Here is a 13,637-nt window from a genome sequence, read left to right as displayed (position 1 = left end):
TTTTAGTATGCAGCATCTGACTTCGGACTAAAGACTGCTGACACAGGGCTCTCCCACTATGAACTTTCGACTAAAAAAGGTATTTTAACCCCTTCAAATAAAACTAAACAACCCTAATGGCATTAAGCAGAATTTGGTCAGCATTTATTATCGTGGCTATTGTAGTAGCAAGTATTAAATGTTTCTTTTTCGGACATACCGATATCTTTAACTGGATGGTAATCGGTAAATCATCAGATCCATTAAACCCTTTAAAATTAGACGGCATTATCGAAACCTGCTGGATTGCGGTTGACCTTTGCATAAAATTAATTGGAACACTAGCTTTATTTATGGGTTTAATGAGCATTGCCGAAAAAGCAGGGGGTATCCGTTTATTATCGAGGATTATCGGCCCATTTTTCTCTAAACTTTTTCCCGAAATCCCAAAAGGACACCCATCTATGGGCCATATGATTATGAATTTTTCTGCCAATCTGTTAGGTTTAGATAATGCAGCCACTCCATTTGGTATCAAGGCCATGGAAAGTTTGCAGGAGCTCAATCCCAATAAGGATGTTGCCAGCAATTCGCAGATTATGTTTTTATGCTTGCACGCCGCAGGTTTATGTTTAATTCCGGTTAGTGTAATTGCCATTAGGTCAACTCAAAATGCACAAGACCCAACCGATATTTTCATCCCGTGTTTGATTGTAACTTTTGTTGGTACCATGGCTGCCATGCTCATTGTATCCTTTAAACAAAAGATAAACTTACTTCAACCCGTTATCATTACCTGGGTATTAAGTATCTCAGCAGTAGTTGGTTTACTGGTTTGGTACGTAAGTAAGTTAAATGCAGAAAGCATAAAATCATTTTCAGGCTTATTAAGCGGTGGAATAATTTTATTGATCTTTTTATTGATTGTATTGGGTGCACTATATAAAAAAATAGATGTTTTTGATGCGTTTATTGGTGGCGCCAAAGGTGGATTTGAAACGGCGCTTAAAATTATTCCTTATTTAGTTGGAATTTTAGTCGCTGTAAGTATGCTGAGAACCAGCGGAACTTTTGATGTGATCATGAGCGGGATTAAAAGCATGTTTGTATTTTTTGGAGCCGACACCAAATTTGTTGATGCGCTGCCCACAGCTTTAATCAGGCCATTAAGTGGTGGTGCCGCCCGAGGAATGATGGTAAGCACTATGATCTCGAGTGGACCAGATTCATTTGCCAGTAAATTATCGGGTGTTTTTCAGGGTGCTTCTGATACAACTTTTTATGTAGTAGCAGTTTACTTTGGATCTGTTGGAATAAAGAATACACGTTATGCTATTGGTTCGATGTTATTGGCTGATTTAGTTGGCGTTTGTACAGCTATAGCGCTCAGTTATATGTTTTTTGCGTAAATCGAGGTTCATTGGTCATTGGTTCATTAGTCAATAGTACGTTGATCCATCCATCGTTATTGCGAGACTGATTCACCCATTGCATTCAGAATAACCAAGAAAGCGCTGAACAGCTACAAAAAATCCCTGCCAGAAAATATCTGGAAGGGATTTTTAATAAAACAAGAGCCATAATTTACACCTTAACAATAATTCTTAAGGTTTATCCCACCAAACCCGGGCATTCAAATCATCGCTTCCAAGATAAGGAAAGGCTGCAATTGCAGCTTTGTAATTCTCGGTATTGTTAGCCTGTTCTTGTGTAGGATAACCTTCTCTTCTCGGTATCGGTTTGTTGTTGTTGTTTGGTGCTGGAACCAAAAAGCTAGGGAAACCAGTTCTACGCCATTCGGCCCAGCCTTCATAACCATGCATAAATAAATGAACCCAACGCTGATTTCCAATCTGCTCTAATGCAGTAAGTGGGTTGTATATTACTGAAGCATTTAATTTATAGGCAGCTAATCCTCAAATTATCACAAATAGCAAAACTTTTTATTGATCAATCTTAATATATCCCAAGGTATCGGACAACGTAGTCATTTACCGAAATAACATGTATGTTTAGTTACAAATAATTGACTTCTTAATCATTAATTTTGTTACATTATATTGTCATTTTATATTAAATAATATAATACTTTTATGTAATCGAAAACTTAAAACATCTCTTATGAAAATTAAAACCTCTCTTCTCAATTTAGTTTCAACTTAATCGTGATCGCATAAGTTTCTGTTAAGAAAAATATTCTTGTTATAATTCATAAATAAAAATCTTTTAATTTTTTTTTAAAATGTGAAGCCAATATGAAATATGTCTTATTTTCTTATCACATAGTAATAGCTATGGGATTAATGAATATAATTTCATGTAAAAAACAGGGCAGTAAAGACAGTCCAGTACTTGATTTACCTGTTTATTTTATATATTCCGATTCCATCGGCAGTCCTCTTCTTTCTGAAGCTTATATAGAAAACTTGACAGTAATATATAATTTAAACGGGCAGGAAGTTCGTCCTAGTAAAACCACTGGAAGTGAGAAAGGATATGAATTAATACTTGGTCCATCAAATGAAAAAATGTTAAAGGTTTATCCATTTCCTTTCCTTAATATGGATGAGGCAACGGTAATTTTAAGGTTCAAGAATAATACCGAAGATAAAATTGTTTATAAATATTTACATCCAAATCGCAATAGTGCCCTGACCGTTAGTGTAACTTATAATGACGTGGTGGTGTGGACAGATACGAATTCTTCAAATAAAATAATTAATATAATTAAATGATGAAAAAACAATTAACCACTCTCATTCTTCTTGTATTTCTGTTCGGATGTGCAAAAGAAAAAAACAACTTAGAAATAACAAACAAGATACTCAAAGATTCAAATTTTGTAGATCTTTCAACAGCAAAATCCATTGCTATTCAAGAATCATTCAATACATCGAAGGCAAAAATAATGGCATCTAAGAACACAAAGGCGTCGGCAAAGGCCAAAATAATTAAACAAGCATTTACAATCGACCCAAATAAATCTGAACCTAGCTTTTATATATTAAATTATGATGACGGCGGTTTTGCGATTGTTTCGGCTGATAAACGTGCGATTCCGATACTGGCATATGCAGACAAAGGAAACTTTGAAGTAAGTGAAAAAATAAATTATCCCCCTGGTTTGGTTGCATGGCTTCAGCAAACTAATGATGGTATCACAGAAATTAGAAAGAAAAATCTAAAGCCGACTGAAACTATCAAAAAGAGTTGGAAAAATCTTTTAGAGAAAGCTCCAATAGTTTCGAATCAAAAAAAACTAAGTCTTAACGGACGAAGAAATGAGTTATCGTCCGTGGATTTATGGAACTTCCCTTGTGATCGGTTTGAAGAAGGGAACCAGCTGTCTATGATAGTAGCCCAAGTTGGACCATTATTGCAAACGCAATGGGGTCAGGGTACCGGTTATAACGATCTTTGTCCGCATATGGGCTGTTCTAATTACTCAAATGGTCGTGCTCCGACTGGTTGTTATGCAACTGCCATAGCTCAAATCTTGAGATACCACGCAAAACCATCTATGTTTAATTTTAATTGGACTGGGATGAGTAACAACTATGGCAATGCGGATGTCCAATACCTAATGTCATTGGTCGGTCAAGCTTGCTCTATGGACTATGGCTGCGATGGTTCAGGTGCTACAGACGGGGAGGCGATAATGGGTTTACAAACCTTCGGATATGGCCAAAGTACCGCTGCAAACTACAACTATAGTAAAGTTAAATTCGATTTAAACCTAGGAAGACCGGTTATTTTAACGGGCGGAAAACAAGGTAAATGGTGGATTTTTAATAGTTACGAAGAAGGGCATGCATGGGTATGTGATGGGTATAAAGACACCTACATGTTTGAATGTATGTTAACAAATGACCCAAGACCAGAACCAGGAGCAAGCCCATGGATGTACATTTTTCAGGTAGGTTATGGTCATTTATCAATGAACTGGGGATGGAATGGTTCTTATAACGGTTGGTATGCATTTGATAATTGGAATCCAGCTCCTGGATATACCTTTAATTATAAAAAAGGAATGATCACAGATATATATTAAGATATCACCTTAAGCCTCTGCAGTGCCCCAAAAAGCTAGACACTTTAGGAGGTGGTTTGATCTGTCAATGCTTTTGATGGTACCCAATATGGCATGAAGCTCGTTTTATTACTATATGAAGCGTAATAAGGTGATTGGTACGTACGAAGTAATTGGAACACGCATCATTGCACTTGCCAAACAGCATAAGGATAGATGTAGATACGGCTATAGGCGGATGCTATTTCAACTAAAAAAGAAGGGCATGCCATCAATCACAAAACTGTCCTGAGACTAACCGCCGAGATGGTTGTCAAGCTTAAGAAATACAGAGCTTACAAAGGAGAAGAAGAGAAGAATACACCTAATATAGTAAAAGGCAGTTTAATGCAAATGGGCCGTTTGAAAAATGGGCTACCGATCTCGCTAAATTCAGTGTAGCGGGCAAAAAACTTTATCTCTCTCTCCCGTAATAGATTTATTCAATGGGGATATTATAAGCTATTCACTATTTCTAGTGCCGAATTTCGGGCATATTACCGATATGTTGTCCAGTAAACTTTTTTGTGTGAATTTTTACCGGACAGCCTAACCGCAAGCTGCTGCAATATTTATATATTAAGAGGATATTTTGCTGGATATTTGAGCCATAAATGGTTTAAATGATTAGAACTTCAACAAATGAATAGTTTTTTTACCTGACAACTGGATTTAGATAAGAATTTTTAAAATTGGAAAACAGGGGCTTGCCTTTTAGAAGCGGGACAAAATCCACTTTTTCAGCTTAATTTTAAAGATTTTCTTATTAGTTTAGACTTTAACCGGACAGCAGTGGAAGAGTTTCGGAATGATATTGACAAGTTACATCAATTACTAACATAATGATAGAATCGGGTTGAATCTAAAGGAATGAGCCCAGTGGAATACCGGGCTCACAGTCTAAGTAGTTAATTGTTACGTTTGTCCAAACTTTTATGGACGGTCTATTCAAATCGGTTTTTTTTAATAATAGCTAATAACCAGGATTCTGCTGTGCCTTTATTCCAGGGTTCGCATTTATTTCTGTTTGTGGGATCGGAAGAAGTGTTTTGTTAAATGTTCTATCAATTGTTTTCGGTCGGGTACTGATGGTTAACCCACCAAATTCATCATTGTACGTAATTGATTTATTGGTCCGGATTAAATCGAAGAAACGTTGGCCTTCGCCATACAGCTCTTTACTTTTTTCATCTAAAATCATGTCAAGAGTAACTGTAGCTGGCGTAGCCAGTACTGAAGAAGGATTTCTTTGACGTATTGCATTCAAATAATTAGCTGCCTTTGTAGTGTTGGTTGAAAGCGCTGCTTCTGCGGCAATTAAATAAACTTCAGACAGTCGAACTACTTTAATATTAACAGCAGTATTATTTGCAGTACTTTTATCACCAGCTAGTGTTGTACTGCCAGAATATTTATATAATGCGCCTAATCTTGTTGCCGAACTTTCGTCTCTAGCCATTATTCCACGACGTATATCACTGGTTCCTTGATTTAATCGGGTTAAAAAGTCTGTGCTGGAATAGAAAAAGCCTAAGGCAGCTGTAGTACCCACTCCCTTATTTCGCTGATAAACGCCTAGTGATGCGGCTCCCAGATCATTTTCTAAAGGATTAACACCCAATTCGAAAATAGATTCAGATCCATACTGACTTTTCCACGAATCAACCCAATTTGCATTAGTATACAAAGTATATAAAGCTGTAGCTCCAATAACTTCTTCAGCCGCTAAAAGCGATTTTGGCATATCGTTCATATATAAGTATACTCTCGCCTGAATCGCTTTATTTGAATAATAATTGATATAACCATTTGTTTTTGTTTTTGGCAACAACGGCGCCGCATCATTCAAATCTTTAACAATTTGATTGTAAACCTGTTCTACTGTCGATCGCAGTGGTTGTGCTTCGTATTCCTGCCTGGTTAATATTAAAGGAACACCAAAAGATTGACTATTATCCGTATATGCTTTACCGTATAGCCTAACCAGATCGAAATACATTAAAGCCCTAGCAGTTAAAGCCTGTCCCTTATATGCAGCAAAACCTGTAACTCCTATAGCCTCTTGTTTGGCTATTTCTTCGAGCAGATAATTGGTTTGCAGTATGCAATAATAAATTTGTGACCAAAAACCAGAAAAACTGTTTGTATTAGCATTTTGATTATAATTATATAATGCATCCAAGCCTCGGCCTTGGGAATAAACAGTCATATCTCCTCCTTTAACATCGCCATACAGGAAGAAATTTCTGCCATAATACGAGGCATCTGTCATTTGATTCATCACACCATTGATCACTATCTGTGCATCTCTAGGTGTTTGAATAGCTTTATTCGAATCGGCCGAATTACTCGGCGTCATATCTAAAAACTTTTTACATGATAGTACACTTAACATGAAGATACTGATCAGTAGTATATTTATTCTTTTCATATTTTGAATCTCCTATATTAAAAACTAACCTCTAAACCAAAAGTATAAGTCTTTCCAAATGGGGTTTCCCAACCTCTAGTACTATAATTTCCAACCTCAGGATCTGCTTCTTTGTATTTCGCGAAAGTAAGCAGATTAGAACCATTAAAATACGCTCTTATATTAGAGGCGCCGAGTTTAGCAACTATTTTTTCAGGTAAACGATATGCAAACAATACGTTTTTTAATCGCAAGAAACTCGCACTGTGTAATTGACGAGAGCTATACTGCATGGCATCGGTAAGGTCATTTCCATCAAGCTTTGGTTGTGTACCAGAGGTATTTTGCGGAGTCCACATATTGTCATAATAACTTTGCGACCTGATTCTTTCCCAGTAGTAACCATCGTCTGCTACATCTTTATAAGCTCCATCATAAATTTGTCCACCAAGTTTGTAGATAAAGTTTAAGCCTAAACTAAAACCTTTATATTCAACGTCTGTATTAATTCCACCAAAAACATCTGGATTACCATCGCCTATTACTACCCTAGCAGCATCATTGTAGTTGTAAGTTGCTTGCCTTCCATTAAAATTAAAACTACCTGATGCTGGAGCCGCACCATTTAAATACCAAACATTTTTACCATTTGCCGGATTTACACCAGCCCATTCGAAACCATAAAAACTAAGCATTGATAAGCCTTCACTATAGAGGAACTGAGCTCTTGCATCTGCACCTGTAGGATCGTTCCATATAATATCATTTCCACGTGCTGTTCCTTCAGGTTTATACAGCTTGGTTACTTTAGACCTTGTAAATGATCCATTAATACCTAAATCCCATTTAAATCCGTTTTTATTAATTAGATTAGCATTCAGATCAAATTCGAGACCTTTATTGTTAATTTCTCCAATGTTTCTTAGCGTTGAACTAAATCCCGTAGTCATTGACACTGGTACACCAAGTAATAAGTTTTTTGTATCGCGGTTAAAAAACTCGATTGTACCCGTAATTCTTTTGAAGAGACCAAACTCTAAGGCTATGTTTGTTGAATAACTATTTTCCCAGGTTAACAGAGGGTTAGAAAGCGAAGCATACAATGCTGCTGGTTGGCCTAAGTATTTACTGGAAAATGAAGTCAACTCACGCCAATCGTAGTTGTTTGATGGTAAAGTTCCATTTGTACCGTATGATCCTCTTAATCTTAAATTGTCAAGAAAAGATACATTTTTTAGAAAATTTTCGCTATTGATTTTCCATGATCCACCAACCGACCAAAATGTACCCCATCTATTAATATCCCCAAGCCTTGAAGATCCATCCCTTCTCAAGGAAGAAGTAACAAAATATTTCTGGTTGTAATTATATTCCAAACGAGATAAACCAGAAACAATGGAATTCCCCCAGTTATATGCAGAAGATGAAGTTGTACCGGCAGTTGAAACACTTTGCAGTTCACTGCTTCCTAAATCAACGCCTGTAGCTCTTTGAAAGTCCGTAACATTTTTTTCAGCTTCAAAACCTGCCAAGAAGCTTATAGAATGCAAGCCGAGCTGTTTGCTGTAGTTAATCGTACTAGAAGAAACCATTTTATTATAGTTTGTTGTGATTTCATTTACGCTTCCATTATTGGTTAAGCCATTAAAATGAAGTGCGCTATAATAAATATGATCGTTTACCTGTGAGTTATCATAAGAAAACACTGATTTTACAATTAGCTCTGGTAATATATTTACCTGAATATAAGGATTGGCAACAAATCTTTTTGTAATTGATTTATTATCCCATTGATTATCATAATAGATGTTATTCTGTGCTAAACTTCCGTACCTGGCCGTAAAAGGCTGACCGGTTTTATAATCGGTTGGCCAATATAGTGGCCATAATAGATTCCTAGTTTGGAAGTAGCTATTTGAGCCGGTATTGCGTGTATCATTATAGCCACTTTGTGCCGATCTGGTAATACTTACGTTCGAACCAATTTCAACATATTTACCCACTTTTTGGCTTAAATTTATCCTGCCCGAGTATCTGTCAAAATCATTTACTTTAATCCGACTTTGATCTCTGGTGTAAGAAAATGACGAATAATACTTCGTCTTATCGTCACCGCCACTTACTGACAGATCGTTAGTTTGGTATTTTGCTGTTCTAAAAAGTGCATCTTCCCAATCAAAATATCGCCCTTCGCGATTCTCTATTCCATCAGTCATACCAAGAATATTCACATTTGCATTTAAACCTGTCCCATCAGTAGTAAAGCGATAACCATGTCGGTTAAATTTTGTATTTAGCTGCGACAAGGCATAAGTATTTCCCGCTGCTTCACTCTGTCCAGAAGAGGTGCGTACATCATGAAAAATACGATATAACATATTGACTTGTTCTTGTACACCAGCTGTTTCATAATTATCTGTTGCCCAGCTCGGTGTTAAGCCTAAAGATGTTCTAAATTCAATTTTAGGTTTACCAGATTTACCACGTTTTGTATTGATCAATACTACCCCATTGGCTGCCCTTGAACCATACAACGAAGAAGCAGCAGCATCTTTGAGGATAGTAATACTCTCAATATCAGCGGGATTTATTGTATTCATGATATTGTTGGTAGAGAAAGTATAATCGCTTCCTTGGCCAATATTACCCGAAACAACAGGAACTCCATCAACCACATATAACGGATCGTTTGACGCATTTATCGATCCTATTCCCCTTATTCGGATGCTCGGAGTTGATCCTGCCTGACCAGAAGATGCAGTAACCTGCACACCAGCTGCCCTACCTGTTAAAGCATTTTGAAAGGAGGTAGATGGTGCATCCTTGATTTTGTTTTGATCGATTACGGCCGCCGATCCAGTGTAACTGCCCCGTTTAGCGGTACCATAAGCTACCACCATTACTTCATCTAGTTTGTTTTCTTCATTAGATAAGGTAACATCAACCTGAGAACGGCCGCCAATAGCTACTTCTTGGGTTACAAAGCCTATTGATTTAAAAACCAGCGTAACGTCATTTGAGGTGACAGAAATACTATAAGTACCATCACCAGCTGTAGAAGCACCATTTGTACTGCCATTAACCAGTACACTTACGCCTGGAATACCAACATTGTTTTCGTCTGTTACCTTACCCTTTACAATTGTTTGGGCATAGGAAAATACGTAACAAGTCAAAATTCCTAATAGCATTAGTAATTTTTTGTTCATAATGAAAGATTTAGGTTATTGATTAGTTAAGTTGTTTGTTAAAATACACAATTTAACCCATCAAAATCCATTATGAACTTTGTTTTAGAGGAAACTCAACGAGAAAAAGAGAAAATACCGCATAAAACAGCAAAATCCTGCAGGTTAGAACCGGAATTTATGCTGCAACATTTTTATTACGCAGTATTAGCAAGATGGTTGAGGGATAGATATCCTGTTGATGATTTCATCAATAGCATCCGGATCAATCGCTACGTTTTTGGAAGCACACCACTTTTCTGTTTTGTTATCTAACCAGATACAGAAAGAATGGTAACCATCTAAAACAACAGCATAAGTTTCGTGAAAATCATCTTGAATACGCATGCAAAATCCCTTAAAAATTTTGCCTCTAACAATGAATTGCAAGGTGGAATAATTTTCTAACATGGCTCATTATATTTTTGGTTAATTTACAACAAATTATAATCGAGAATGTTTCGTTAATTTAAAGGAATTAATAATTAATTCTTAAACTACCAGAAAAGACTTAACCTATGTTTAACATGTTCGAATAGCCTTTAGCTATTAAACGCTTTTTTGAAGGTAAAAATATTTCGCATTGCAGATTTAATATCGTGCGTCCTCTTTTTACAATCGAAGTTTCTGCAACAACTTCGTCGCCTTCGCTTGCAGTGGCAAAATAATCGATATAGTTATTTACAGTGGTATACCGTTCGTTTAATCCCATGGTAAAAACCGTTGCCCCAATTAGATCATCAATAATACCTGCTGTTACACCACCATGTAAGATTTGATAGGGATTGGTCATTTCTTTACGGATGGTATATCGGCATACCAATATGCCATGCTCTGCTTTAACTAAAACAGGAGCCAGCCAGTTCATAAAGTTAGATGGCGAATTGGTAATTACCTTGCCAATTGATTGCCTTAAAAAAGTTAAACGCTGTTCGCTTAAGGAAGGTTCCATATCGGATAAAAATAGGTAAAATAGTTTATTAGTCCATAGTCCATAGTCCATAGTCCATAAGATGGAAAGGTTGACAGAAAAAAGGTTTAATGGCAAAAAGGAAATGGAAGATATAAATACCCTCCATTTCCTAAACGAAACATTTAACCCTAAAACACGATTATATAATCTTGCTATAGTTCTATTAGAAGCTTATGGTCAATGTTTTTTTTGGTCAATAGTTTATAGCTTATGGTCCACATTTCTATCTGCAGATATTTTATTGATCATAAGCCATTAACTATCAACCATGATCCATCAACCATTTCATCTTACATTCTCCATCCTTAAATTGGAATAATAGCTTTAAAACTTAAGTTCCTGCCCATATTGTAAATTCCTGATCTGCCATTGGGCGAACGGTTATAATATTCGAAATATTTTAATCTGTTTAAATTTGATTGGTATGCGACATTGAAAATATTATCTGCCTGAAGAAAAATATCACATAAGGTTTTTCCTTTTTTGGTTTTTAGTGTCGATCCTACTCCTCCGTTAATTAAGGTATAACCTGGCGTAAAGGTTTCGGTATCATCTAAAGCATAAAATTTATCCTGATCAGCGAAAAAAGCAGCATCAACTTTAATATAAGGCTTATGAAAAATACCTATAACCTTTTGGGCGGTTGCCTTGATCTCTGTTCTCACCTGCAATGGCGGAATAAAGGGCAGATATTTAGCTTCTCTACCGTGCTTATTTAATAATTCCTGATTCTGGTTTAACCCAACTACATAAGCCAAGCTATTGTTGAAACTTAACCATTTCATAGCTGAAGGATGTAGATTTACCGAAATTTCTGCACCGTATAATCTTGCTTTCGATTGCTGATACTGATAAGTTAGGTTTCCAGGAACTATAACCACTGGATTTCCGTTGGCATCGGTTAAGCGCGATTGATAAATGTAGTTCTGAATATTGTTATTAAACAGTTCCACACTTATTTCAGCATCTTTTAAGTAGGCAATAACACCAATATCTTCCTGAAGGTTAAACTCTGGTTTAAAGGTCCTGTTGCCCAAATACACAATGTGTGCACCGGGATCTAATCCATTAGAACCGATTTCTGTAATGTTTGGTGCACGGTATCCCCTGGCAATATTGGCTTTAATGAGCAGTTTTTCAGAAACGTTATAGGTTAAACCCAAACTTCCTGACAAGCCATAATAGTTTTTATCAAAAGAAGGGAATTGCAATTTTCCAGTGGCATCAGTTGAGCTCACCTGTTTACCAAAACCTGTTTGTGCATCGGTACCGACATAAAAATCACTCCAATGTATATTTCTTCTGTCTATCCTGATTCCTCCCGAAACATCGATTTTACCCATCGATTTCTTTGCGAAATAAAAAGCACCGATATCGAAAAGATCATAATCGGGAATAGGAAAATCGGTAGCAGCCTTGCTCCTGTTTCCCTGGTACATGCCATTTACCCCGATGGTACTTTCGATACCGGCAAAATCTGGCAGGTTGTATTTGAGATCATAATTAAAAGTATTTAAAACTACATAAAGCCCAGCCTGACTTGGCAATGTTGGGTGGTTATATTCTCTCCTTACACTTTGCTGTCCGCCAATCAATAAATTTAAATCACTTGTTCCAAATTTAAACTGACTGGTGTTATAAAACCGATAATGTTGAATGTGCTGATGCAAGGGATTAATGGAATAGGTATTCAGATCACTTTCAGGCACAATAGGTCTGTTTTTAATATCATCTCCATCATCCAAAACCTGCCTGGTAAATCTTCTAGACAGAGAATCTCTGCTACCATCAGGGATTTCCATTAAATTATCATAGTAGGTAATGGCAGTTTTAGAAGAACCCCAGGCTTTATCTACCCTGGCACTTGCAGATAGATTGTATTCCCTAAAAGCTGTTCCGTAAACCAGTCCATCAATTTTGTTTTGGTAATTATGTGCTGTTTTCCCAGTTGCCCTAAACGTATATTTCCAATCGTTTTTAATATAGGCTAATCCGAGCGACGAACCGATCATCCCATTATTACTTTGGTAATTTGCAGTAAAATCGCCTTTCAATTTTCCATCTTCAAAATTCGGTGTATAAGGAATCATATTAATTACCCCAGCTAATGCATCAGAACCATAGGTTAAGCTGGCGGGACCTTTTACCACTTCGGCCCGGGTAATGCCATATTCATCCACCTCAATCCCATGTTCATCACCCCATTGTTGTCCTTCTTGCCTTAAGCCATCATACAAAGTTAATACGCGGTTATAACCTAAGCCTCTTATGAAGGGTTTAGAAACGTTTGGACCAGTGGTAACAGCTGTAATTCCGGGCACGCCTTTAACAATAGCTTCTATCAGGTTCGTATTTACATTTTGGTCCATTGATTTTTTGGAAAGCACGGCAATAGGCACAGGGCTTTTCCGTAATTGTGTGGCCCGGTTAACCCCTGTAATTACTACATCGCCTAAATCAGATGCTACGCTTAACAGATCAACGTTAAGCAGTGCCGTATCTCCTTTTAGCGTTACTTTAATTCTTTTGGATTGATAACCTATGCCTGAAAAAATGAGGTCATAATTTCCAGACGGAATACCATTTAATTGATAGGTACCAGAAACATTTGATTTGGTGGATCTATTAGATCCTAAAATTTTAATAGTGATATTTTCTAAAGGTTCATTTTGCGAGGTGACCAAACCCTTAACCATAACTTTTTGTGCGATGGCATTTAGCGATATAAAAAAACATAAACAGTATAGTAAGAAGGGTTTCATGAATATAAATGGTTTATCTAAATATAATTTTAGACAAATCTAAATTTTAATTTAAATATATCAAATAAAATATTTAGATAATATTTAACAAGCTTAAAATCAAAACATTTAAACAAAAAACAAAAGCTCTTAATATTGAGTGAAGCGCATTTTTTTCGAACTAGAATAATATTTAGGAAGACATTCCATTATCCATTTTATATCTCCCATCTTACGT

At 36.5% G+C, this 13,637-nt stretch carries 8 protein-coding genes and 1 pseudogene; 3 read left to right on the top strand and 6 right to left on the bottom strand.

Features of this window, described 5'->3' with window-relative positions:
- Window positions 1-116 precede the first annotated feature (116 nt).
- The gene (locus ACN9MR_RS08580) at window positions 117-1,388 is read left to right on the top strand and encodes a nucleoside recognition domain-containing protein (protein ID WP_426329193.1); all 1,272 of its coding nucleotides are present in this window, start codon (window positions 117-119) and stop codon (window positions 1,386-1,388) included.
- Window positions 1,389-1,583: 195 nt separating this feature from the next.
- On the opposite strand, the pseudogene ACN9MR_RS08575 reads toward ACN9MR_RS08580, so the two are convergent.
- Window positions 1,584-1,877 (bottom strand): annotated as a pseudogene (locus ACN9MR_RS08575) (SusD/RagB family nutrient-binding outer membrane lipoprotein); the annotation flags it as partial.
- Between the two features lie 357 nt (window positions 1,878-2,234).
- Here ACN9MR_RS08575 and ACN9MR_RS08570 point away from each other — a divergent pair.
- Window positions 2,235-2,714, top strand: a complete 480-nt coding sequence (locus tag ACN9MR_RS08570) for a hypothetical protein (RefSeq protein ID WP_426329192.1) — start codon at window positions 2,235-2,237, stop codon at window positions 2,712-2,714.
- Window positions 2,711-4,030: a C10 family peptidase gene (locus ACN9MR_RS08565; protein WP_426329191.1), complete on the top strand. Its 1,320-nt coding sequence runs from the start codon at window positions 2,711-2,713 to the stop codon at window positions 4,028-4,030. Before ACN9MR_RS08570 ends, ACN9MR_RS08565 begins: the two co-directional genes overlap by 4 nt.
- Before the next feature lie 991 nt (window positions 4,031-5,021).
- Here ACN9MR_RS08565 and ACN9MR_RS08560 read toward each other — a convergent pair.
- From ACN9MR_RS08560 to ACN9MR_RS08540, 5 genes are all read right to left on the bottom strand, one after another.
- Window positions 5,022-6,479: a RagB/SusD family nutrient uptake outer membrane protein gene (locus ACN9MR_RS08560; RefSeq protein ID WP_426329190.1), complete on the bottom strand. Its 1,458-nt coding sequence runs from the start codon at window positions 6,477-6,479 to the stop codon at window positions 5,022-5,024.
- Between the two features lie 17 nt (window positions 6,480-6,496).
- A complete protein-coding gene (locus ACN9MR_RS08555; RefSeq protein ID WP_426329189.1) occupies window positions 6,497-9,667 on the bottom strand; it encodes a SusC/RagA family TonB-linked outer membrane protein in 3,171 nt (1,056 codons plus the stop codon).
- A 186-nt stretch (window positions 9,668-9,853) separates the two neighbouring features.
- On the bottom strand, window positions 9,854-10,033 hold the full coding sequence (locus tag ACN9MR_RS08550) for a hypothetical protein (protein ID WP_426329187.1): 180 nt from the start codon (window positions 10,031-10,033) through the stop codon (window positions 9,854-9,856).
- 163 nt (window positions 10,034-10,196) lie between these two features.
- The gene (locus ACN9MR_RS08545; protein ID WP_426329186.1) at window positions 10,197-10,637 is read right to left on the bottom strand and encodes a PaaI family thioesterase; all 441 of its coding nucleotides are present in this window, start codon (window positions 10,635-10,637) and stop codon (window positions 10,197-10,199) included.
- Between the two features lie 326 nt (window positions 10,638-10,963).
- Window positions 10,964-13,420, bottom strand: coding sequence for a TonB-dependent receptor (locus ACN9MR_RS08540; protein WP_426329185.1), 2,457 nt, complete (start codon window positions 13,418-13,420; stop codon window positions 10,964-10,966).
- Window positions 13,421-13,637: the final 217 nt, after the last annotated feature.

Source organism: Pedobacter sp. R-06 (assembly GCF_049913135.1).
GTDB lineage: Bacteria > Bacteroidota > Bacteroidia > Sphingobacteriales > Sphingobacteriaceae > Pedobacter.
Note: the sequence above shows the minus strand (reverse complement) of the source record. Positions and strands in the feature narration are given on the sequence as shown.